The organism is Streptomyces sp. NPDC059166 (genome assembly GCF_042755185.1).
Taxonomy (GTDB): domain Bacteria; phylum Actinomycetota; class Actinomycetes; order Streptomycetales; family Streptomycetaceae; genus Streptomyces.
In genome coordinates, this window is the sequence record NZ_JBHZCI010000051.1 from 1 (window position 1) to 21,560 (window position 21,560).

Consider the following 21,560-nt stretch of genomic DNA (forward strand, 5'->3'; position numbering starts at 1 on the left):
CCCCTCTCGGGCGCCTCCTATTTTTTTTATAACGCCCCGGCCACCCCCCGGGCCCCGGCGCCCGGGGCCCCCCCCCCCCCCCCGCGGGGGGGGGGGGGGGGGCGCCCCCCCCCCGGGGCGGTGTGTCCGTGGAACGCTCAGTCCCGGGGCTGGGGTCAGCAGGCCCCGAGGTCCTGCCAGACGCCCCACTCACCGGTGGTGCCGGGGGTCTCGCCCTTGGTCCACCACCGGGCCTTCCAGGTGTGGGAGCCGTGGCTCACCGTCGTACCGCCGCCGTACTCGGCGGTGGCGCTCCAGGCGGGCGCGGAGCAGGTGCCGCCGCCCGGGCCCGTGGTCGACGTGGGGCTGGGTGTCGGGGTCGGGGTCGGGGTGGGCGTGCCTCCCGTGCCGGGCTGGACAACGGTGGTGCCGCGGGCCAGGTCTCCCGCCAGGGCGTATGTGGAACCGCCGAAGGTCACGGTCCAGTTGGAGGGCGTCGACGTCGGGAGGTAGTAGACGAAGTCCAGCTGCACGGAGGCGCCGGGCGCCAGCGTCTGCCACGACGGCAGCTTCAGCGAGACGCGGTTGTAGTCGCCCTTCAGCCCGCCGACGTTGTTCGCGGCGGTGTGGTCACTGCGCACGATCTTGGTGCCGAAGCCGGACTGGTCCTTGGCGTTGGCCGGTGCGGAGGTCGCGTAGTCGAACTGGAACTCCGTGCCGCCGGGCAGCGTCGCCGTGGTGTTGTTGGTGATCTTCAGCTTGGGGCTGATCGGGTAGTTGGAGTCACCCAGCGGGAACTGGTCGAACGACACGTCGATGTCGAGCGCCTGGGAGGGCAGAGCGATCGTGGACCGCTTCGCGCCGTACGGCGAGGCCGACTTGAAGGTGTCGTAGAGCGACGAGGTCAGCGTCGATCCCGGCTCGTACTGGCCCTTGGCGGCGTTCCACGCGTAGTCGCCCGCGAGCTCCCAGATCATCGTGCCGCCGATGCCCCGGTCGACGACGTACTTCGCCTTGGCGGCCACCGACTGCTCGTCCTCGGTGGAGAGGAACACCTTCTTCTGGGCGTTCCACAGCCACGGCGCCACGAGCGTGGAGTCGTAGTTGCGGACGTAGGTGCCGGTCAGCTGGGTCGACGCGGGGATGCCGAACTTCGTGACGTAGTCGCCGACCACACCCTTCTCGAGGTTCTTCGCGTGCCACATCGGGTTGGAACCGGCAGGCGACTCCTTGCCGTTGGTGTCCAGGTCGTGCCAGAGGTTGTCGATGCCGACCGCTCCGTCACCGCACTTGGTCAGGCCCGCGCCCGCCGGGCAGTCCGTCGTGGCGGCCTTGCCCCACAGGCCGTTGGTGCCGCCCTGGACGTTCTTGAAGCCGCGGGTGTAGTACGGCAGCCCGATGTTGATCCGGCCGGCCGGCATCGAGCCGCGGAAGTAGTGGTAGGCCCAGTCGGTGTTGAGGTAGCCGACACCTCCGTACTGCGAGGTGGAGTAGACACTCGCCTGCGCCAGCTCGGCGTCCTTGCCGTCGTCGAAGAGCGAGGCGTTGGGGCCGACGTACTCGTTCCAGGCGCCGTGCAGGTCGTAGGACATGATGTTGACGTAGTCCAGGTACTTCTGGACCTGGAAGGTCTCCATCCCGCGCAGCAGGTAGCCGGAGGAGGGGGCGGCGACCGTCAGCATGTAGTGCTTGCCGTCGGCGGCCGACGCGCGGTCCAGCTTCTCGCGCAGGGTCTTCATCAGCGCGGAGTAGCTCTTGACGAGACCGGCACGGCGGGCGTTGGCCAGGGTGTGGTCCAGCGGGTTGCCCGCGTCCTTCATCGTCGTCGGGTACTCGTAGTCGATGTCGACCCCGTTGAACCCGTACTTCTTGATGAAGGCGACGGTGGAGTCCGCGAAGGTGTTGATGCCCGCCTGGTTCACGGAACCGTCGGCGTTCGTGGTCATCGAGTAGAAGCCGCCGGAGTCCACCCGGGCGCCCTTGTCGTCGAAGTAGCCACCGGTCTCGGCCCAACCGCCGACGGAGACAAGGGTCTTCACGTTCGGGTGCTGCTTCTTGAATTTGTTCAGCAGGTTGAAGTGGCCCTTGTAGGGGAGCGCGGGGTCCATCTCGGCTCCGGCGACACCCGGCCATGTCATCCCGGTGGAGGCGTTGTCGGGACCGTCGGCGCCCACCGAGATCTTGTTGCCGCCGTCGACGTGGGCGAAGGCGTAGTTGAGGTGGGTGACCTTGTCCCACGGGATGTCCGAGGCGAGGTAGGCCGGCTTGCCGTCCTTGCCGGTACGCCAGTTGGTGAAGTAGCCGATGACGCGCCGCTGGTGGTCGGCGCCCATCTTCTCGCGGCCCTCGCTGTCGTAGACCGAGCAGTAGGGCACGTCGACACCGGGGGTCTTGTAGAGCCCGTCGGGCCGACAGGACTCCTGGTCGGCCGCGGCGGCCGACGGGGACGCGGTGAGGGAACCCAGCAGCAGGGCGGCGGCTGCGCCGGCTGCCATCAGGGTGGCTCTCGCGCGGGTGGGGGACAGCATGTGTTGTTCCTCCTGGGAGGTCGGCAGAACACAACTGGCATACGGGGATGGCATTGCGTGAGGTCCGGGTGTGCGCACACCCTGTGGACGTTCCTCGGGAGGTGGAGCAGAGATTAAGAGGACTAGACCAATGAGTCAATAGGTACGGACCATTCGCCCTGGGCGGGGCATCGCAGGTCACGGCGGTGGCCTCCGTCCCGCGACGGCTTGTTGCCTCGTCCTGGTGGGGGAGGGGCGGCTGTACGCTCGCGGAAAGGTGGAGAGGTGACCGGGGGCAGGACCACTTTCGACCGAGAACCGGCGGATGGTGGGTCATCTCCTGGCTGCGGGGTCGAACACGCGGGCCGTCGCAGCAATGCGTGAGCGCGCAAGCGCGTCGAGGCCGGGAATCCATGCGTACGCTGACCTGTCGGATCTGCGTTTTCACCGCTGTGCGAGGCCAGGACGGCGAAGGATCACACTGCCGAGCTGGGGGCGCGCCGATTCAAGGCGGATTCCCTTGTGGGGCGGCGGCTTGGACCGAGGCCCTCGTTGCGACGCTCTGGCCCCGAATCCTGTCCGCCGGATAGTGTGATCGCCGGGGCAAAGTTTGCTAACTCCGGTGCACGTCACCGGTGTTGAATGCCGATTCCGGGGGAGAGCTCATGGCTGGTTGGTGGCGAAAGAAGTCCGCGTCGGAGACGAACGTGCCGGAGAAGGATGTGCCTGAGAAGGACGCGCCGGAGAAGAACGCGCCTGTGACGGGCGAGCCGGAGTTCTCGGCCGGATCGGCGCGCGGGACGCTGCCTGCGCATATCGACGGACCTGGCGGGCGGCGGGGGGTGACGCTCGCCGTGCACGATGACGGCGTGGTGCTGACCGACGGCGATGAGCGCCGCCCCTACCAGTGGTCGGAGGTTGCCCACGTGTGGCACGCCAACGACATGGACGGCGAAGCCGCCGACGGTTTGATGATCACGAAGTGGCTGCATGAACTGCTGCTGGAGTTCACCGACGGCACGGTCGTGGGCTCACTGCTGGCCGACCCGCCCGTCGTCACGCCGGAGCCCGCCTTCCGTACCGGCCAGTTGTCGTCCTCGCCCCCCTCTGTCATCGCGCCGCTGATGCAGCGCGTCAACGCTCCGGTGACCGAACTGCATCTCGCCAGGGCGAAGGCGACGCTCGCGGCCGGCGGCCAGGTGGATTTCGGCCCACTGACCGCCACGGCGGACGCGCTGCACCATGACGGCAAGAAGATCCCCTGGCACACCATCACCTCGTGCCGCTACAGCGTCGTCATCTTCTCCGAGGACGAGGAGGAACTGGGCGCGATGCTCCGCGTGGAGTACGAAGTCGACGGCGGCGCGTCCGGATTCCCGTTCGCCTGGCTGCGGATACCGGCGCTGGACGTCCCGGACCTGGATGTCCTGGTGCGGCTCGCCGAAGAGAACCGCACCTGAGCAGCGGTGACCCGGCCACGATCGGCTGCACCACTCCCCGGACGCCGTCGATCGGCAAGGGAGCGTCGTCCGGTAACGGCTCAGCTCCTACTCGCCCCGGTCCTCCATGTACCGGTGCCGGTCCAGCCCAACGGCTGAGATCTCGTCCGTGGCCGCCCCTGCTACCGCACCCAGTCGCTTGAGTGCCCGTGAGATCGAGCTGTCCGTCCGGAGCGGCCCCCACTCGAGCGCTCCATTCGCCCAGACCGCGGCCCGTTGTTCGCCGGCGCCACCGAAGTAGTCGGCCTCCGCATGGGCGACCGGCCCTGCCGTCGACCACTCCGCGAGGATCTGGTCGAAGGCTCCCGGCAGTTTCCAGAATCCCAGCGGGCTGTCAGCGCTGCCGTCCGTGACGCTGTCGAAGAGCTCGTCGGTCGTCGGTATCAAGGTCAGGCCTTGCCCAAGTGGGGCGACCCGAGCGGCGGCCAGGTTCTGCGAGGCGGCTCGAAGCAAACCCTTTCTTGCTGGTCAAAGCCACTTCTCGCATACTTGCCCATCCGTCGGACAGCCCGCTCCCGTGAAGGCGGGTTAGGCTGCACTGATCGTTCCGGAAGAATCTTGACCACTGAGGAAGGCGCGGTACGGATGCCCCGAGCCATGCGGCAGGGCGGACCGGTGAAGAACCCCTCGGCGCCTCGACTGCCGTCCCAGCTCGACCCGGCGGAACCATGGCGGGACGCCCTGGAGGACGACGCGACCGTGAAGGGCGTCACGTATGTCGGCACCTCGTTCGCCGGTGTGCATGCCGAGGCGTTCGAGGCTGAGAGCTGCCGGTTCGAGGGGGTCCGCTTCTCCGGAGCCATGATTCGGCAGAGCCAGTTCTCCGACTCGGTCCTCGACACCTGTGACTTCGCCGAGCTGAAGGCCGGCGATGTCTCCCTGATCCGCTGCACTGTGTCGGGCAGTCGTGTCACCGGATCGTCGTGGAGATCTTCGACCTTCCGTGATGTGCGTTTCGAGGGCGGCAAGGCCGACCACGTGCTTTTCCGTGAGTGCAAGTTCCACAGCGTCGCCTTCGAGGACGTCCCCATGCGCGGTGTGGACTTCCAGAGGTCCGAGATGCACAACGTCCGGTTCACCAACTGCGACCTCACAGGCGCCCAGTTCGCGCACCTGGTCCCGGGAAGCGTCCGCTTCGAGAACTGCACCCTTGCCGACGTGGGCGGCGCGGCCTCACTCAGGGGAGTCGTGGTGAAGGGTCCGGGCTCGATGGAACTGGCTCTGAGTCTGGCGAGCGAGGCCGGCATCGTCTTCGAGTAGTTCGCTGCCGGTGGTTCGTCGGCTGGTAAGCGGCGAGCTCGGGGCTCGAAGCGCTGTGGGCCCGATACGCACACCCCACCCCCAGCGATCGCAGAATGATGGTGGCCGCCGTCGGAGGGCCCCGGCACGGGCCAACTCGGACTTCGCCGTGTCGGTCAGCTGTCGCTGTCCGTCGCGCCGATGCGCAGGTCGAGGGTCCAGTTCTGGCCCACGAGATCCTGGCCGTAGCTGTGGTGGCGCTCCTCGTCGGCGAGGGTGAAGTTGAAGTTTCGGTAGAGCTTGCGCGCCGCAGTGAGCACGTCGTTGGTCCACAGCGTCACCCGCTCATAACCCGCTTCACGAGCGAATGCGAGGCACTCCTCCACCAGGTGCGTCCCGAGGCGAAGGCCTCTGCCCTCCGGGGTGACGAGCAGAATCCGCAGTTTGGCCACTTCCGGCCGGTCGCCCGCGACGAGGAAGACGCAGCCCACGCGTCGGCCGTCGACCTCGGCGATCCAGCCCGCCTCTCGTGCCGGATCGTGCCTGGTTCCGTAGTCGGCGACGATATTGGCGACCAGGACCTCGAAGTCGGTGTTCCAGCCGAACTGCTGGTCGTATGCCTCACCGTGGGCCATCACGACCCATCCCAGGTCGCCGGGACGGTCGGCGCGGCGTATGACGACTTGCTTCTGATCTTGCTGATGCATGCGCTGCTCTCCCGGCCCCGCGATTGAACTGCACTACTGAAACGACTGTTTCAGTTAGGCTAGCTGCATGTCCAGGGAAGCGCCAACCCCCTCCACCCGGCAGGCCGAGCTGCTGGAAGCGGCCTACCGGTACGCCCTCGCCCACGGTCTGACCGACCTGTCGCTGCGCCCGCTGGCTGAGGCCATCGGCTCCAGTCCACGGGTCCTGCTCTTCCTCTTCGAGAGCAAGGACGGTCTGCTGCGGGCGCTCCTGGCGCGCGCCCGGTCCGACGAGCTGGCACTCCTGGACCGGGCCCGGCAGCCGGACGGCCCCGGCGGGCTCGTGCCCGCCGTCGAACGGCTCTGGACGTGGCTCGCCGCGAAGGAGCATCGGCCGCTGCTGCGGCTATGGGCCGAGGCGTACACCCGCTCCCTCGTCCAGCCCGACGGGGCCTGGGCGGGATTCGCCCGGGCGACGGTGGAGGACTGGCTCGGCGTCCTGGCCGGCTTCCAGCCGCCGTCCGAGCGCGACAGCGAGGACGGTGTCACCCGCCGGACCCTGGCCCTGGCCGTTCTACGGGGCGCCCTGCTCGACCTCCTCGCCACCGACGACGATGCGCGGCTCACCGTGGCCGTCGAGCACCAGCTCGCCCTGCTGCACGCCGGCACCACAGGCGCCTGACCCCCTCGATGCCGGACCGGTCCTCCTCCAGTTCCGGCACGTCTGCGGCGCGGCCTCAACATGATCTCGGCCAAGCCGATCGAAACGGACACCCGCCAACGGTCTGCGGATACGGGACCGCCCTCGACTCTGCGTGTACGTCGCGTTCGGCAGGGGGTGTTGCATCCGGAGGCCGACCGGCTCACGCGCCGCGCCGCTGACCAGCAGGGACGTGCTCGGCCGCCGAGCCCGGGCGCGATCACCACTCCCGCAGTCGCGCCCACGCTCTGTGAGCCGCCCCACAGAGGTCACCCGTATGGACCGTTGACGGACGTGGCAGAATGACCTGTGTACCAGCAGCAGCGCACTCCGGGGTCGGTGTAATTCCGAACCGGCGGTTATAGTCCGCGACCCGTCCGCATCCAGCGGCCGGTTGACCAGGTGAGATTCCTGGACCGACGGTGAAAGTCCGGATGGGAGGCAGTGCGCGGCGGGCCGTCACAGGTACGCCGTCGTGTCGGCGGACGCGTTCCGGGTTGTCCCGGAGCGATCGCGTCCGTGTATCCGGCCGCGGGCGTTCCCCTGTTGCGTTCCGCTTCATCTGTCGTCATCGACAGCCCCGGAGTCCGTGCCCGAAGAGGCAGGAGGACCCGGTGGCCACCGCAGCCGAAAGCACCGCCATGCGGCGAGCGATCACGCTCGCGGCACGCGGACTCGGCGCCACCAGCCCGAACCCGGTCGTCGGATGCGTCATCCTCGACGCGACGGGCGAGCCGGCCGGTGAAGGCTTCCACCAGCGCGCCGGGGGACCGCACGCCGAGGTCCACGCCCTGCGCGACGCCGGGGAGCGGGCCAGGGGCGGCACCGCCCTCGTCACCCTCGAGCCGTGCAACCACACCGGACGCACCGGCCCCTGCGCGCAGGCGCTCGTCGAGGCCGGAATCCGGCGCGTCGTCTACGCGGTGAGCGACCCGAACCCGCAGGCCACCGGTGGTGCCGACACCCTTCGCGCCGCCGGCGTCGAGGTGGAGCAGGGACTCCTCGCCGACGAGGCGGAGGCCGGGAACGCGGCGTGGCTCACCTCGGTCCGCCTCGGCCGCCCGTACGTCCTCTGGAAGTACGCCGCCACCCTCGACGGCCGTATCGCCGCCGCCGACTCCACCAGCCGGTGGATCACCTCAGCCGAAGCCCGCGCCGACGTCCACCGGCTGCGCGCCGAGGCCGACGCCGTCGTCGTCGGTTCGGGTACCGCCCGTGCCGACGACCCCCAGCTCGGCGTGCGCGGTGTCGAGGGAGCCGTTCAGCCCCTCCGGGTGGTCGTCGACACCTCCGCCACCGCCGTCCGGCCCGGCGCCCGGGTCCTCGACGGGACCGCGCCCACCCTGATCGCGGTCGCCGAGGACGCCGAGACCGGCCACCTCCCCCCGGAAGCCGTCCTGCGCCTGCCGCGCGCCGCCTCCGGCGGGTCCGGCCTGGACATCCCCGCCCTGCTCGCCGCCCTCCACGGGCGCGGCGTCCGCTCCGTACTCCTCGAGGGAGGTCCGGTCCTTGCCGGCTCCTTCGTCGCCGCGGGAGTGGTCGACATGGTCGTCGGCTATCTCGCTCCGGTGCTCCTCGGCGCGGGCCCCGCGGCCCTCGCCGACGCCGGAATCTCCACCATCTCCCAGGCGTTGCGCCTCGATGTGACCGAGACCGTCCGTATCGGCCCCGATCTGCGCATCACCGCCGTCCCCGTTCCTGCTCGGAAGGGAAACTGAGTGTTCACCGGAATCGTCGAAGAACTGGGTGAGGTCACCGCCGTCGAGAAGCTCGACGACGCCTCCCGCTTCCGACTGCGCGGCCCCGTGGTGACGGAGGGCGCCAAGCACGGCGACTCCATCGCCGTGAACGGCGTCTGCCTGACCGTGGTGGATCTCGGTGAGGACGAGTTCACCGCCGATGTCATGGCGGAGACGCTGAACCGCTCCAGCCTCGGCGCCCTGACCACCGGCTCGCGGGTCAACCTCGAACGCCCCATGGCGCTCGGCGGACGCCTCGGCGGCCACATCGTCCAGGGACACGTCGACGGCACGGGCCACATCGTCGAGCGCCGGCCCTCCGAGAACTGGGAGATCGTCAAGATCTCGCTGCCCTCGGGGCTCGCCCGGTACGTGGTGGAGAAGGGGTCGATCACCGTCGACGGCGTGAGCCTGACGGTCGTCGACGCCGCCCCGGACCACTTCACCATCAGCCTCATCCCCACGACCCTCGCGCTGACCACGCTCGGCATCAAGCAGCCCGGCGACCCGGTCAACCTCGAGGTGGACGTCCTGGCCAAGTACGTCGAACGCCTCCTCGCCCACGGCGTCACGCCCGCATCGGGGGAGAGCCTCGTATGAGCACTCTGGACTGGCTGAACTCGGAGGCGTTCACGGCCTTCGGGCAGCACATCATCTGGTCGGACATGCTGGGCAACACGATCGGCCTGGCCGCGCTGGCCCTCGGCTGGCTCCGCTCCGTGTGGACCTGGCCGGCCCAGCTCCTGTCGGGCGTCGTCCTGGTCGCGGCCAACGTCTCCGTCCAGCAGGCCGGCAGCGTCGGCAAGCAGCTGATCGTCATCGCCGTCGCCGTCTGGGGCTGGCAGCAGTGGACCCGCGGCAGGCAGCAGGCACAGGACGGAACGCTGGCCGTGCGCTTCGCCACCTGGCGTGAACGCGGCTACCTCGTGGGCGGCGCCGCGCTCGGCACGCTCGCCGTCGGCGGACTGTTCACCGCCTTCCCGTCCCTGTCCTGGAGCCCCTGGGCCGACGCCTACATCTTCGCCGGCACGCTGGTGGCGATGGTCGCCCAGGCGCGCGGCATGGTCGAGTTCTGGTTCGCCTGGCTGCTCGTCGACCTCGTCGGCGTCCCGCTCAACTTCCACAGCGGCCTCGCCTTCTCCGGTCTGATCTACGTCGTATACGGCGCCCTCGTCCTGTGGGGCATGCGCGACTGGTGGCTGCGTACGCGGACACCCGCTCTGGAAGGAGCCACGGCATGACTGCCCAGCCCACCTGGCTGCACGACCGCACCTCGGATGACCTGTCGCTCGACCCCGTCGAGCAGGCGATCCGCGACATCGCCGCCGGACGCCCCGTCGTGGTCGTCGACGACGAGGACCGCGAGAACGAGGGCGACCTCGTCATCGCCGCGGAGAAGGCGACCCCGGAGATCGTCGCCTTCATGATGAGCGAATGCCGCGGCCTGATCTGCGCGCCCATGGAGAACGACGAGCTGGAACGCCTCGAACTCCCGCAGATGGTCGGTCACAACACCGAGTCGATGAGGACCGCCTTCACCGTCTCCGTCGACGCCTCGCCCGCGCACGGCGTGACCACCGGGATCTCCGCCGCCGACCGCGCCACCACACTGCGGATGCTGGCCGGCGGCAAGGCGGAGGCGGCCGACTTCGTGCGCCCCGGCCACGTCTTCCCGCTCCGCGCCCGGACCGGCGGTGTGCTGGTCCGCAACGGCCACACCGAGGCCGCCGTCGACCTCGCCCGGCTCGCCGGACTGCGCCCCGCCGGGGCCATCGTCGAGATCGCCGGCGAGGACGGGGTGATGCTGCGCCTTCCCGAGCTCGTCCCCTTCGCACGCAAGCACGGGCTGACGATCATCTCCATCGAGGACCTCATCGCCTACCGGCGGACCTCGGAGCCCACGGTGCGCCGTGAGGCAGAGGTCCGGCTGCCCACCACCTTCGGCCCCTTCACCGCGTACGGCTACCGCTCCACCGTCGACGGCGTCGAGCATGTGGCACTCGTCCACGGAGACCTCGGGGACGGCCAGGACGTCCTGGTGAGGGTCCACTCGGAGTGCCTGACCGGCGACATCTTCCAGTCGCAGCGCTGCGACTGCGGACCCCAGCTGCACGCCTCCATGGAACGCGTCACGGCCGAGGGACGCGGGATCGTCGTCTACCTCCGGGGCCACGAGGGCCGCGGCATCGGCCTGCTGTCCAAGCTGCGCGCCTACGAACTCCAGGAGCGCGGCTCCGACACCCTCGACGCCAACCTCGAACTCGGCCTCCCCGCCGATGCCAGGGACTACGCGGCGGGCGCCCAGATCCTGCGCGACCTCGGAGTGCGCAGCCTGCGGCTGATGACCAACAACCCGGACAAGACCGCCGCGCTCGTACGGCACGGACTGAAGGTCACCGGACGCGAGCCCATGCCCGTCCAGGCCGGCGAGCACAACCTGCGCTACCTGCGCACCAAGCGCGACCGCATGGGGCACGACCTGCCCTGGCTGGACGCCTCCGCGTCCACCTGCGGCAACCAGTAAGCACCGAACACCACACACAGGAGAGACATGAGCGGCAAGGGCGCACCCGAACTGTCCGTACGCAACTGCGGAGACCTGCGGGTGGCGGTGATCGCGGCCCAGTGGCACGAGAAGGTCATGGACGGGCTCGTCGACGGCGCCCTGCGGGCCCTGCACGACCTGGGGATCGACGAGCCGACGCTGCTCCGGGTCCCCGGCAGCTTCGAGCTCCCGGTCGTGGCGAAGGTGCTCGCCGGCCGCGGCTACGACGCGATCGTCGCCCTCGGCGTGATCATCCGCGGCGGCACCCCCCACTTCGAATACGTGTCCCAGGGTGTGACCAGCGGCCTCACCCAGGTCACCGTCGACACCGGCGTGCCCGTCGGCTTCGGCGTGCTCACCTGTGACGACGAGGAACAGGCCCTGGACCGGGCCGGGCTCGAAGGCTCCAGCGAGGACAAGGGCCACGAAGCGGTCACCGCTGCCGTGGCCACCGCCGCGACCCTGCGCACGGTGAGCGAACCCTGGCGCTGAGCGGCACTCCGGGACCCCGTATTCTAAGGACCATCATGGCGAACAAAACCTTCGAAGAGCTCTTCGCCGAGCTGCAGCTCAAGGCCGCCGACGGCGACCCCTCCACCTCCCGCACCGCCGAGCTGGTGGGCAAGGGCGTGCATGCCATCGGCAAGAAGGTCGTCGAGGAGGCCGCCGAGGTCTGGATGGCCGCCGAATACGAGGGCAAGGAAGCCGCCGCCGAGGAGATCTCGCAGCTGCTCTACCACGTCCAGGTGATGATGGTCGCCCGCGGGATCTCCCTCGACGACGTCTACGCCCACCTCTGAGCCACCCACCGCACGTTCCCGAACCCATCCCTTCGCACAAAGGAAACCCGACCTCATGCTGCGCATCGCCGTCCCCAACAAGGGTTCACTCTCCGGACCTGCGATGGCGATGCTCCATGAGGCCGGCTACCAGCAGCGCAAGGAGTCGAAGGAACTCGTCCTGGTCGACCCGACCAACGAGGTCGAGTTCTTCTACCTGCGGCCGCGCGACATCGCGATCTACGTGAGCTCGGGCCGCCTCGACATCGGCATCACCGGCCGCGACCTGCTGCTGGACTCCGGAGCGGACGCCGAGGAGATCCTCAAGCTCGGTTTCGCCCGCTCCACGTTCCGCTACGCCACGAAGCCCGGCACGGCCGCCGGCCCCCAGGACTTCGACGGCATGACGATCGCCACCTCCTACGAGGGGATCGTCGCGGCCCACCTCGCCGAGGCGGGCGTCAAGGCATCCGTCGTCCACCTCGACGGCGCCGTCGAGACCGCCATCGAGCTCGGCGTGGCCCAGGTCATCGCCGACGTCGTCGAGACCGGCACCAGCCTGCGCAACGCCGGACTGGAGGTCATCGGCGAGCCGATCATGACGTCCGAGGCCGTCGTGATCCGCCGCAGGGGCGCCGACACCGAGGACCCCAAGGTGCAGCAGTTCCTCCGCCGCCTGCAGGGCGTCCTGGTGGCCCGCAGCTACGTGATGATGGACTACGACTGCCGTGTCGAGCACCTGGAGCGCGCGGTCGCCCTCACCCCCGGCCTGGAGTCGCCGACCATCTCCCCGCTCCACCACGAGGGCTGGGTCGCCGTCCGTTCGATGGTCGAGTCCAAGGAGGCCCAGCGGGTCATGGACGACCTGTACGAACTGGGAGCGCGCGCCATCCTCACGACGGCCATCCACGCCTGCCGCCTCTGACGGCAGGCCGCCAGCCCACAGCACCCCGAGGACGACACCCCGCCATGTCCGCCCCCACCCCCGCGCCGCACGAACTCCCCGCCCTGCCGGCCACCTTCAGGCCCACCCTCACCCGGGTGGTCCTGCTGGCGGTGGGAGCGGCCATGTTCATCGTGATCACAGCGGTCGCGATGATCCTGGAGAACCTCGGCGCGGGGGAGCGGGCCAGCTTCGTCTTCGTCGCCCTGCTCTTCTTCGGCGTCCTGGCACTGCTCAGCAGGCCCCGCGTCACCGCCGACGAGACCGGTGTCACGGTCGTCAACATCACCCGCACGCGCCGGCTCGCCTGGGCGGAGATCCTCCGCGTCAACCTGCGCGCGGGTGACCCGTGGGTCTTCCTCGACCTCAGCGACGGCACCAGCCTTCCCGCACTGGGCATCCAGCCCGGAATCGCCCGGGAGCGGGCCATCCGTGACGCCCGGGCGCTGCGCGCGCTCGCCGAGCACCACGGCAGCGGAGTGAACGAGGCCACGGAGAACGGCTGAGCCCCCTGCCCCGTACGGCCGGATCCCGATTATTCTGGGTCCGGCGGCGCACCCGGTGCGCCCCGCCCCGCACCAGAAGGGCCGTCAGGCCCGCGGGGCACATTCCTGCGACCCAAGGAGTGACTCCCTCCAGCAATGGACGGATCGTCCGGTAGTACCTGCGCCGCCCCCTCCCCGGAGGCGGCGGCATGACAACCCCCCTGCTGCTGCTCCTCGCGGCATTCCTCCTCATCCTCGCCAACGGATTCTTCGTGGCAGCCGAATTCGGGCTCGTCACCGTGGAGCGGCCGGACGCCGAGCGCGCCGCCGCCGAAGGCGACCGCCGGTCCCGCACCGTCGTCGCCGCCCTGCGCGAGCTCTCCTTCCAGCTGTCCGGCACCCAGCTCGGCATCACGATCACCTCGCTGGTCGTCGGCATGCTCGCCGAACCGGCGCTCGCCCAGCTCCTCGCCGGGCCCCTCACCGCCACCGGACTGCCCCGAGGGGTCGTACCCGGCGTGAGCGTCGTGATCGGCATGCTCCTCGCCTCCGCCGTACAGATGGTCATCGGCGAGCTGGTGCCGAAGAACTGGGCGGTCTCCCGGCCGCTCCAGGTCGCCCGGTTCGTCGCCGGCCCCCAGCACCGCTTCTCGGCCCTGCTGCGACCGGTGATCACGGCGCTGAACACCGTCGCCAACCGTCTCGTCCGGCTGCTCGGCGTCGAGCCGACCGACGAGCTCGCCTCCGCGCGGACCCCGGGTGAGCTGGTCTCGCTGGCCCGGCACTCCGCCGAGGCCGGAACCCTGGAGCAGGACACCGCCGACCTCTTCGTGCGGACCCTGTCCCTCGCCGGCCTCACCGCGCAGCACGTCATGACTCCGCGGGTGCGGGTCAGCGCGCTCCAGGCGTCGGCCACGGCCGCGGACGTCCTCAACCTCACCCGGGCCACCGGGCTGTCCCGGTTCCCCGTCTACCGCGAGCGCATCGACGAGGTCGTCGGCATGGTCCACCTCAAGAACGCCCTGGCCGTGCCGGCCGGGGAGCGGCTGCGTACGCCGGTCGGTCTCATCGCCGTGCCCCCGCTCCTGGTGCCGGAGACGCTGCCCGTCGAGCAACTGCTCCAGCGGCTCCGCAGCGAGCAGCCGATAGCCGTCGTGGTGGACGAGTACGGCGGGACCGCCGGTGTCGTCACCCTCGAGGACATCATCGAGGAACTCGTCGGCGAGGTGCGGGACGAGCACGACGCGGAAGGGGACGACCGCCCCGAGCTCGTCCCCGTCGTCGCCGACGACGGACGGGCCGGCTGGGACGTGGAGGGCAGCACACGGGTGCTGACCCTGCTCCGGATAGGCCTCGACGTCCCCGAAGGGCCCTACGAGACCGTCGCGGGACTGGTCGCCGATCTGCTCGGGCGCATTCCCGCACCCGGCGACCGGGCGGAACTGCCCGGGTGGCGGATCCACGTCCGACAGGTCGGCCACTACCGGGCCGAGCAGGTCCGGTTCGTCCGGCTGACCGACCTGCGGAGCGTTCCCGCGGAACCGCTCTCCCAGGACCTGCTGGAGGCCGCCCGATGAGCCTCGTGCAACTCGTCCTGGCCGGTCTCCTCGTACTCGCCAACGGCTTCTTCGTCGGCGCGGAGTTCGCACTCGTCTCCGTACGCCGCAGTCAGATCGAGCCCCTCGCGGCCGGAGGGTCGGGCAGAGCCCGCCAGGTGCTCCACGGCCTGGAGAACCTCCCGCAGATGATGGCCGCCGCCCAGTTCGGCATCACCGTCTGCTCCCTCACCCTCGGTGCCGTCGCCGAGCCGACCGTCGCCCACCTCCTGGAGCCGGTCTTCCACGCGATGCACCTGCCGGAGGGCCTGGTCCACCCGCTCGGCTTCGCTGTCGCCCTGGTCACCGTGGTCTTCCTCCACCTCGTCATCGGCGAGATGGTCCCGAAGAACCTGGCGATGGCGGCCCCCGAGCGGACCGCACTGTGGCTCAGCCCCGGCCTGGTCGGCTTCGCCCGGCTCTGCCGGCCCGTCACCTCGGCGCTCGGCGCCTGCGCCACCCTCGTCCTGCGGCTCTTCAAGGTCGAACCCAAGGACGAGGTCGAGTCCGTCTTCACCAGCGAGCAGCTCAACCGGCTGGTGGAGGACGCCGGAGAGGCGGGGCTGCTGGAACCCGAGGCGCGCGATCGCCTCGGCGACGCCCTCGAACTGGGCAGCAGGCCCGTCACGGACGTGCTGCTCGACCGTGCCTCCCTGGTCACGGTGGACCCGTCGGCCACGCCGCGACGGATCGAGGAGCTCACCGTACGGACCGGCTTCTCGCGCTTTCCCGTGTGCGCGGAGGGCGGCGGACCGTTCATGGGCTACCTGCACGTCAAGGACGTCCTGGAGCTGGAGGACGGCGAGCGTGCCGTCCCGCAGCAGATCTGGCGGCCGATGGCGACCGTGCGGGCGGAACTCCCCCTGGACGACGTCCTGACGGTCATGCGCCGTGCCGCCACCCACCTGGCCCAGGTCGCGGACGCGTCCGGCAAGGTCCTCGGGCTCGTCGCCATGGAGGACGTCCTGGAGATGCTGGTGGGAGAGGTCCGGGACCCCGCCCACCGGGTCTCGGTGCCCCGCCGCACCGTGGAGGTCCCGGCGGCGAAGGCGATGGCGCCCCTCGGGTGAGCCCGTGCCGCCGTCCCGCCCCGCCGGGACGGCGGCGCCCGCGCCTGCCCGCCGCCCGGGGCCGGGCAGCCTACAGGGCGCCCGGTTCCTGGGTGTCCCGGTCCACCGGGCCTCGCCCCGAGAGCACCTCGCCGTAGGCCTGCATCAGGTCCGGCAGCCGCAGCGTCGCCAGATCGTCCCGGGTCGGCGGCGCGCCGTACCCCGACAGACGCAGATCGCGGTACGCGCAGCTCTTCTCGTACAGGGTGCGCAGGAAGCGGCCGTTGCCCAACTCGTCGATCCAGCCCTGGTCGACCACGTGCCCGCTGATGCTGCGCAGCTCGTCCAGCGACTCCTCGTCCCAGGCGTCGCCGTTCTCGGCTGCCAGCACCTCACCGATCGCGGTGAGTTCGAGCGGCCGGTAGCTGGGGAAGTCGACCCGGGTGGTGAACCGGGACGACAGGCCCGGGTTCGCCGAGAGCAGCCTGTCCATCCCCTCCGGGTACCCGGCCAGGATGACGACGAGATGGTTCCTGTTGTCCTCGGCTCGCTTGAGCAGGACCTGCAGGGCCTCGTCGCCGTACGCGTCGCCCTTGCTGTAACCGGAGTTGGACAGGCTGTACGCCTCGTCCACGAACAGCACCCCGCCCAGCGCGGAGTCGATCAGCTCATTGGCCTTGACCGCCGTCTGGCCCAGGAACTCGCCCACCAGATCGGACCGCTGGGCCTCCACCAGATGATCCCCGCCGAGGAGACCGAGCGCGTAGAACACCCGCCCCAGGATGCGGGCCACCGTGGTCTTGCCCGTCCCGGACGGTCCGGAGAAGACGAAGTGACGCTTCGGCGGCTGCACCGGCAACCCCTGCTCCGCACGCAGACGGGCCATGTTCAGCTGCGCGGACAGCGCCTTGACCTGGCGCTTCACCGGTTCGAGCCCGACCATCCGCTCCAGCTCGGCCAGCGCCCGCGCAAGCATCACCGGGTCGCTCGGTCCCGCGGGGAAGACAGCCGCCCGGGGCGCCCCCGGCTTCACCCGGATCCCGTCCGCGCCGGGAGCCACCGGGGACGGCGCGCCTCCCGGCGGGGACGGTGCGTCGCCGGCGAACCCGGAGGCGCGGCCGTCCGCCAGATCCGTGCCCGGTGCCGAGTCCCCGTCGGTCCGGGCCTCCGCACCGGGCACGTCCGAACCGAGACCGGCCAGTGTCAGGGGGGCGAGATCGACGGCCTCGTCGTAACCGTCCCCCTCGGAGATCGCCGCGAGCCTGGCCGAGGTGTCCATGAACGCCGGGTCCACACGGTGCACCGCCCGGTACAGCGGCAGGGCGGCCGCGCTGCGGCCGGTGCCCTCATGGGCGCGCGCCAGCCAGTAGCGCAGCTCCTTGCGCTGGGGCTGCTCGCTGCGGCAGCGCATCAGGGCGGTGGACAGCATCGGTTCGGCCTGCCCGTACATCTCCAGACGCACCCGCGCCATGCCGCCGAACAGCCCGGCCTCGATGCCGAGCAACGGGTCGTCGATCAACTGCTCCGTGGTGCGCACCAGTTGCTCCCAGTCCTTGACCAGATAGGACCGGCAGGCATGCAGGAAACGGACCTGGGGATCGGTGTCCACCGGCGGCAGCCCGGCCAGCGCCCGGTCCAGCTCGGCCACGTGACGGCCGTCCAGCCAGTGCGAGGCGTGGGCGAGCAGCAGGTCGCGCGGGCTCTCCAGCACGGGCTGCACCCACCACCCGAGCCAATACCAGGAGTTGAGAGTGCGGCGATGACGGGTGCGCTGCTCGCCGAAGCGGTCGCGGTGGCGGTACATGCGTAACAGCGCCGTCGTGGTGTCGATCCGCAGCGCGTGCAGCCCCAGCCAGCCGTCCGCCATGCCGGGGTCGAACCGCACCGCGGCTCTGAACTCCTCCTCGGCCTGGGGGTACGCGCCCATCGTGTAGGCGTCCACCCCGCGCAGCCAGGCAAGGTCGGCCGGGGCGTGCGTGCCCTGCGTGCCGATGTCCATCAGGTCCCCCACAAGCCGTGCCCCGGAATGCCCCGCCCGCACAGCATGCCCAGCCCGGCGCTCCTAATCACCGTGTCAGGGAGGGGAATTGACCACACCCGAGACGCATCGTACCCGCCCCGCCGACGAGTGATCGGATCGCGTGGCGGGCCGACGGAAGCGGTCACCCACGGTGAGTGGGAGCGTGATCCGGAGAGCCGGAAGGCGTGACGAAGCCCCCGGTCACGGGGGAACGACCGGGGGCTCCGCGTACGAGAGGGCTCCGAAAAGCCGCACGTTGAGACCGTAGAACCTGTACGGCCGCCCGGTCAAGGCGAGTTGGCGCACGGCGGCGCGCCGACCCCCGAAGACGCGCAGGCGGCAGGCACCGTCGGCCTCAGGCATCACTTTCCGTGAGGAACCGACCCGTTCCCGCAGTCGAACGCGGCCCTTCCAGCCACTCGTAACCCGTGGGCACCAGGCGTACCAGGACATCCGCGAACGGACGGGAGGGATCCTCGGCGAAGTGTCGCCGCTCCTCGACGGTCCACCCGTCCCAGAAGTCCGACAGCTCCGGCCCGTCGCGGTGCCGTCCCCGCGCCCAGGACGCCTCGCCGTCCCCCTCGATCCACAGCAGCGCCGCCAGGAAGGGACGCACCGCGGCGCGGCCCGCACCCACCCCTTCGACCAGCACCACGGGAGCGGGGGCCAGCACCCTCGGGGGCCCGAACCGCCGTGCGGTCCAGTCGTAGGGGGCGTACCGCGCCCGCTCCCCCCGGGAGAGGGGGTCCAGCACCTGCTCCCGGAGCCGGCCGGTCCAGGCGAAGAGCTCCTCGTGGGTGGCCAGGTCGTCCAGCGCGAGCACGGGGGCACCGCCCAGTGCCGCGGCGAGACGCCCGGTGAAGGTGCTCTTGCCGGACCCCGCGTGGCCGTCGACGGCGACGAGCCGCACCGGCCCGCACGACGGCTCCAGGGAGCCCAGTCTCCGCGCACGGTCAGCCAGGTCGTTCATGCGTCCACCCTAAGCGAGGCAGATGCGACCATTCGGGTTCCCCGCAGGTCACGCCAGTGGACCAGACCAATATTGGTTTCGCGGCACGGGCAGAATCACTGGCCGGATCCGGTCCTGAACCGCGATAGTTGCCCCACCGATCGGCACCCGCAGCACCATTCCGCCAACGACCGGGGGTCTCGCCCATGACCAGACCGACTTCACGCAGGACCGTGCTCACCGCCGCGCTCGCGGCAGCGGCCGGCGCCGGCACCGTGGCCGCCGCAGGCCCGGCGGGCGCCACCCCCTCCCGCAGGCCCTCATCCCCGGCGGCGCCCTCACTCGTGGACAACAGTTTCTGGACCACCTACACCGACTGGCGGTGCGGCACGGCGTCCGGCACCCGGGCCGTCCCCGGCCGCCGGCCCGGCCTCGTCATCGCGACGCCCGCCGGACGGTCCGACTACACCGACCCGCACACCGGCACCACCAGCACCTGGGAGTACGCGACCTGGACCTCCCCGGTCCATCGCTCCGCGGTCCCCGCCACCGAGGTGATCGCCTCCTGGAACGCCCACACTCCGCAGGGCACCTGGATCCAGATCGAACTGCGCGGCACATACTCCGACGGGACCGACACCCCCTGGTACGTCATGGGCCGCTGGGCCTCCGGGGACACCGACATCCGCCGGACCTCGGTGGACGACCAGACCGACGGCCGGAGCACGGTCTGGACCGACACCCTCTCCCTGGACGACGCGGCGAGCGGTCTGCGGCTGACGTCCTACCGCCTGCGCCTCACCCTCCACCGGACCCCGGGTACCCGCCTGACGCCCACCGTCCACCGGCTGGGCGCCATGGCGTCGGACGTCCCCGACCGCTTCACCGTGCCCGCCACCACCCCCGGTGTCGTACGGGAACTCGCGGTGCCCCGCTACTCGCAGAACGTCCACGTCGGGCAGTACCCCGAGTACGACAACGGCGGCGAGGCATGGTGCAGTCCCACCTCCTCGCAGATGATCATCGAGTACTGGGGCCGCAAGCCCACCGCCGAGGACCTCGCCTGGGTGAAGCCGGGCCTCGCGGACCCACAGGTCTGCCACGCCGCCCGCCACACGTTCGACTGGCAGTACGACGGATGCGGCAACTGGCCCTTCAACGCGGCCTACGCGGCGACGTACGACGAGATGAACGCCGCCGTGACCAGGCTCGGCTCGCTGGCCGACCTGGAGAAGCTGGTCGACGCCGGTGTCCCGGTCATAACGTCGCAGTCCTTCCTGAAGGAGGAGCTGACGGGGGCCGGCTACGGCACCTCCGGCCACCTGATGACGGTCATCGGTTTCACCGCGGACGGCGACATCATCGCCAACGACCCGGCATCCCCGTCCGACGACGCGGTGCGCCGGGTCTACGAGCGGCGCGAGTGGGAGAACATCTGGCTGCGCACGAAGCGCTACGACGCGAACGGTGCCGTCAGGAGCGGTACGGGCGGGGTGTGCTACATCTACTGGCCCGTCAGCCCGGCACCGGCACAGCGCCGCGCTCTGCGGTCGCTCGGCCTGGCCTGAGCGCCCAGGGCCCTGCGGCCGCCCCGACGACCCGACGGCAGTACTCCTGGCCGTCGGGTGCGAGGTGGCCGCACCGGTCCACCGTGACCCTGACCGAACGATGTCCGCGCCGGCGAGCGCCTCGTGCGGGGACACTCTGTTCGTCAGGGTCACGGTGACCGTTCGTGACGCACGTCGTGCGGGTTCCGTGCGGGAGGCCGGAACCGCCTGATGGTGCGGTGGCGCACGCGCCCGCTCGTGGTCACCGAGTCCGGTAGGCGGTGGCCAGCACCGAGACACCGACCCGGTCGGGCAGGGCGGCGCCGTCGTTCAGGTCCGCACTGCTCACATGGCGTGCACTCGGTGTCATCGCCACCAGGTCCAGCACGTCCGGCCTGGACAGAGTCGCGGAGTACTCCACCTGCTCGGTGACGACGGCCTCGAAGAAGGGCGCGAGCGCGCGGTGCAGGCGCTGCTCCTTGGCCGGGTCGACCGCGACCATCGCGGGCACGTGGTCACGCAGTTCGGCCAGGTGTCGACCGGTGGGCCGGACCACGATCAGCCGGCCGGTCGGGCGCAGTACGCGGCGGAACTCAGCCGGGTTGCGCGGGGCGAACACGTCCAGCACGACATCCGCCGTCCCGTCGGCCAGTGGGAAGGGACGGAAGACGTCCCAGGCCACCGCGGCGGCCCGGTCGTGGGCACGGGCCGCCAAGCGCAGTGCGCGCACCGATGTGTCCAGCCCCAGACCACGGGCGCCGGACAGATGGTCGAGTACGCCGGCCAGGTAGTAGCCCGTGCCACACCCCACGTCCACCACCGTGGCCCGCTCGGACACGGCGTCGGCCGCCAGGCGGGCTCCGACTTCACGGATGGGCGCGTAGGCGCCGGTGGACAGGAACCGCTCACGGGCCCGGACCATGGCCGCGTCGTCTCCGCTGGTGGCGCGGGTGCCCGTCAGCAAGCCGGCATAGCCGTGACGGGCGATGTCGAAGGTATGACCCACCGGGCAGCGGAGTGCGGCGTGGTCGGCGTGCAGGCGGCGTGCTCGGCATGTGGGGCAACGCAGCAGGTCGAGGGAGAGATCGAGGGCAGGGGGAAACGGCGCGGGCACGAGGAGCTCCTGGCGAAGGCTGAAGGGAAGGGACCGTGCCTGCCCGCTCGGAGCCTCACTGCCTCAGGAAGGAACCGGCAGAGGGGACTTGGTTCGTGCGGCAGGCACGCCAAGGAGGGCGACGCCGTCCGGCATCGCCCTCAGCGCCTTCCGGTCACAGGAAGCAGCAGTGCGGGGTGCTCATG

20 protein-coding genes and 1 riboswitch are annotated in these 21,560 nt (G+C 70.6%); of the genes, 13 read left to right on the forward strand and 7 right to left on the reverse strand.

The annotated features are described in order from the left end of the window. Positions 1–155 precede the first annotated feature (155 nt). The 3 genes from ACFXOA_RS28735 to ACFXOA_RS28745 all read right to left on the reverse strand — a co-directional run bounded on the left by ACFXOA_RS28735 (position 156) and on the right by ACFXOA_RS28745 (position 4,372). A complete protein-coding gene (locus ACFXOA_RS28735) occupies positions 156–2,507 on the reverse strand; it encodes a chitinase C-terminal domain-containing protein (RefSeq protein WP_385034489.1) in 2,352 nt (783 codons plus the stop codon). Between the two features lie 592 nt (positions 2,508–3,099). Beyond that, a complete protein-coding gene (locus tag ACFXOA_RS28740) occupies positions 3,100–3,303 on the reverse strand; it encodes a pentapeptide repeat-containing protein (protein WP_385034554.1) in 204 nt (67 codons plus the stop codon). Positions 3,304–4,033: 730 nt separating this feature from the next. Beyond that, the gene (locus tag ACFXOA_RS28745) at positions 4,034–4,372 is read right to left on the reverse strand and encodes a hypothetical protein (protein ID WP_385034491.1); all 339 of its coding nucleotides are present in this window, start codon (positions 4,370–4,372) and stop codon (positions 4,034–4,036) included. A 171-nt stretch (positions 4,373–4,543) separates the two neighbouring features. Here ACFXOA_RS28745 and ACFXOA_RS28750 point away from each other — a divergent pair, with 171 nt between their 5' ends. Then, a complete protein-coding gene (locus ACFXOA_RS28750; protein WP_385034493.1) occupies positions 4,544–5,245 on the forward strand; it encodes a pentapeptide repeat-containing protein in 702 nt (233 codons plus the stop codon). Positions 5,246–5,400: 155 nt separating this feature from the next. Here ACFXOA_RS28750 and ACFXOA_RS28755 read toward each other — a convergent pair whose 3' ends face one another. Continuing rightward, a complete protein-coding gene (locus tag ACFXOA_RS28755) occupies positions 5,401–5,931 on the reverse strand; it encodes a GNAT family N-acetyltransferase (RefSeq protein WP_385034495.1) in 531 nt (176 codons plus the stop codon). Positions 5,932–5,998: 67 nt separating this feature from the next. On the opposite strand from ACFXOA_RS28755, the gene ACFXOA_RS28760 reads away from it, so the two are divergent. The 11 genes from ACFXOA_RS28760 to ACFXOA_RS28810 all read left to right on the forward strand — a co-directional run bounded on the left by ACFXOA_RS28760 (position 5,999) and on the right by ACFXOA_RS28810 (position 15,766). After that, positions 5,999–6,592 carry a TetR family transcriptional regulator gene (locus ACFXOA_RS28760; RefSeq protein WP_385034497.1) on the forward strand — a complete coding sequence of 198 codons (594 nt, stop codon included), beginning with the start codon at positions 5,999–6,001 and terminating at the stop codon, positions 6,590–6,592. 339 nt (positions 6,593–6,931) lie between these two features. Then, positions 6,932–7,062: riboswitch (FMN riboswitch) on the forward strand. A gap of 162 nt (positions 7,063–7,224) precedes the next feature. Then, complete coding sequence (gene ribD, locus ACFXOA_RS28765) at positions 7,225–8,328, forward strand: bifunctional diaminohydroxyphosphoribosylaminopyrimidine deaminase/5-amino-6-(5-phosphoribosylamino)uracil reductase RibD (protein WP_385034499.1); 1,104 nt, start codon at positions 7,225–7,227, stop codon at positions 8,326–8,328. After that, on the forward strand, positions 8,329–8,949 hold the full coding sequence (locus tag ACFXOA_RS28770) for a riboflavin synthase (RefSeq protein WP_362673969.1): 621 nt from the start codon (positions 8,329–8,331) through the stop codon (positions 8,947–8,949). Beyond that, positions 8,946–9,590: a nicotinamide riboside transporter PnuC gene (locus ACFXOA_RS28775; RefSeq protein ID WP_385034501.1), complete on the forward strand. Its 645-nt coding sequence runs from the start codon at positions 8,946–8,948 to the stop codon at positions 9,588–9,590. Before ACFXOA_RS28770 ends, ACFXOA_RS28775 begins: the two co-directional genes overlap by 4 nt. Continuing rightward, positions 9,587–10,873, forward strand: a complete 1,287-nt coding sequence (locus tag ACFXOA_RS28780) for a bifunctional 3,4-dihydroxy-2-butanone-4-phosphate synthase/GTP cyclohydrolase II (RefSeq protein WP_385034503.1) — start codon at positions 9,587–9,589, stop codon at positions 10,871–10,873. Before ACFXOA_RS28775 ends, ACFXOA_RS28780 begins: the two co-directional genes overlap by 4 nt. 27 nt (positions 10,874–10,900) lie before the next feature. Then, positions 10,901–11,386: a 6,7-dimethyl-8-ribityllumazine synthase gene (gene ribH, locus ACFXOA_RS28785; protein ID WP_385034505.1), complete on the forward strand. Its 486-nt coding sequence runs from the start codon at positions 10,901–10,903 to the stop codon at positions 11,384–11,386. Between the two features lie 35 nt (positions 11,387–11,421). Beyond that, the gene (locus tag ACFXOA_RS28790; protein ID WP_014157415.1) at positions 11,422–11,694 is read left to right on the forward strand and encodes a phosphoribosyl-ATP diphosphatase; all 273 of its coding nucleotides are present in this window, start codon (positions 11,422–11,424) and stop codon (positions 11,692–11,694) included. A gap of 55 nt (positions 11,695–11,749) precedes the next feature. Continuing rightward, entirely contained in the window at positions 11,750–12,598 is an 849-nt protein-coding gene (gene hisG, locus ACFXOA_RS28795; RefSeq protein WP_385034507.1) for an ATP phosphoribosyltransferase, read from the forward strand. Positions 12,599–12,642: 44 nt separating this feature from the next. After that, the gene (locus ACFXOA_RS28800) at positions 12,643–13,122 is read left to right on the forward strand and encodes a PH domain-containing protein (RefSeq protein ID WP_385034509.1); all 480 of its coding nucleotides are present in this window, start codon (positions 12,643–12,645) and stop codon (positions 13,120–13,122) included. Between the two features lie 188 nt (positions 13,123–13,310). After that, on the forward strand, positions 13,311–14,678 hold the full coding sequence (locus ACFXOA_RS28805) for a hemolysin family protein (protein ID WP_385034511.1): 1,368 nt from the start codon (positions 13,311–13,313) through the stop codon (positions 14,676–14,678). Next, the gene (locus ACFXOA_RS28810) at positions 14,675–15,766 is read left to right on the forward strand and encodes a hemolysin family protein (protein WP_385034513.1); all 1,092 of its coding nucleotides are present in this window, start codon (positions 14,675–14,677) and stop codon (positions 15,764–15,766) included. Before ACFXOA_RS28805 ends, ACFXOA_RS28810 begins: the two co-directional genes overlap by 4 nt. A gap of 70 nt (positions 15,767–15,836) precedes the next feature. Here ACFXOA_RS28810 and ACFXOA_RS28815 read toward each other — a convergent pair whose 3' ends face one another. Beyond that, entirely contained in the window at positions 15,837–17,744 is a 1,908-nt protein-coding gene (locus ACFXOA_RS28815) for an AAA family ATPase (protein WP_385034515.1), read from the reverse strand. A 376-nt stretch (positions 17,745–18,120) separates the two neighbouring features. Then, on the reverse strand, positions 18,121–18,735 hold the full coding sequence (locus ACFXOA_RS28820) for a uridine kinase (protein ID WP_385034517.1): 615 nt from the start codon (positions 18,733–18,735) through the stop codon (positions 18,121–18,123). A gap of 185 nt (positions 18,736–18,920) precedes the next feature. Between ACFXOA_RS28820 and ACFXOA_RS28825 the strand changes: the two genes are divergently transcribed. Further along, the gene (locus tag ACFXOA_RS28825; RefSeq protein ID WP_385034519.1) at positions 18,921–20,282 is read left to right on the forward strand and encodes a peptidase C39 family protein; all 1,362 of its coding nucleotides are present in this window, start codon (positions 18,921–18,923) and stop codon (positions 20,280–20,282) included. Positions 20,283–20,523: 241 nt separating this feature from the next. On the opposite strand, the gene ACFXOA_RS28830 is transcribed toward ACFXOA_RS28825, so the two are convergent. Beyond that, positions 20,524–21,375: a methyltransferase domain-containing protein gene (locus tag ACFXOA_RS28830; RefSeq protein WP_385034521.1), complete on the reverse strand. Its 852-nt coding sequence runs from the start codon at positions 21,373–21,375 to the stop codon at positions 20,524–20,526. Positions 21,376–21,560 lie beyond the last annotated feature (185 nt).

What these genes read in the sequence shown, in the direction of transcription:
- ACFXOA_RS28735 (WP_385034489.1), bottom strand. Translation starts at nt 2,507, where the DNA reads ATGCTGTCCCCCACCCGCGCGAGAGCCACCCTGATGGCAGCCGGCGCA.
- ACFXOA_RS28755 (WP_385034495.1), bottom strand. Translation starts at nt 5,931, where the DNA reads ATGCATCAGCAAGATCAGAAGCAAGTCGTCATACGCCGCGCCGACCGT.
- ACFXOA_RS28760 (WP_385034497.1), top strand. Translation starts at nt 5,999, where the DNA reads ATGTCCAGGGAAGCGCCAACCCCCTCCACCCGGCAGGCCGAGCTGCTG.
- ACFXOA_RS28775 (WP_385034501.1), top strand. Translation starts at nt 8,946, where the DNA reads ATGAGCACTCTGGACTGGCTGAACTCGGAGGCGTTCACGGCCTTCGGG.
- ACFXOA_RS28780 (WP_385034503.1), top strand. Translation starts at nt 9,587, where the DNA reads ATGACTGCCCAGCCCACCTGGCTGCACGACCGCACCTCGGATGACCTG.
- ribH (WP_385034505.1), top strand. Translation starts at nt 10,901, where the DNA reads ATGAGCGGCAAGGGCGCACCCGAACTGTCCGTACGCAACTGCGGAGAC.
- ACFXOA_RS28790 (WP_014157415.1), top strand. Translation starts at nt 11,422, where the DNA reads ATGGCGAACAAAACCTTCGAAGAGCTCTTCGCCGAGCTGCAGCTCAAG.
- hisG (WP_385034507.1), top strand. Translation starts at nt 11,750, where the DNA reads ATGCTGCGCATCGCCGTCCCCAACAAGGGTTCACTCTCCGGACCTGCG.
- ACFXOA_RS28800 (WP_385034509.1), top strand. Translation starts at nt 12,643, where the DNA reads ATGTCCGCCCCCACCCCCGCGCCGCACGAACTCCCCGCCCTGCCGGCC.
- ACFXOA_RS28805 (WP_385034511.1), top strand. Translation starts at nt 13,311, where the DNA reads ATGACAACCCCCCTGCTGCTGCTCCTCGCGGCATTCCTCCTCATCCTC.
- ACFXOA_RS28810 (WP_385034513.1), top strand. Translation starts at nt 14,675, where the DNA reads ATGAGCCTCGTGCAACTCGTCCTGGCCGGTCTCCTCGTACTCGCCAAC.
- ACFXOA_RS28815 (WP_385034515.1), bottom strand. Translation starts at nt 17,744, where the DNA reads ATGGACATCGGCACGCAGGGCACGCACGCCCCGGCCGACCTTGCCTGG.
- ACFXOA_RS28820 (WP_385034517.1), bottom strand. Translation starts at nt 18,735, where the DNA reads ATGAACGACCTGGCTGACCGTGCGCGGAGACTGGGCTCCCTGGAGCCG.
- ACFXOA_RS28825 (WP_385034519.1), top strand. Translation starts at nt 18,921, where the DNA reads ATGACCAGACCGACTTCACGCAGGACCGTGCTCACCGCCGCGCTCGCG.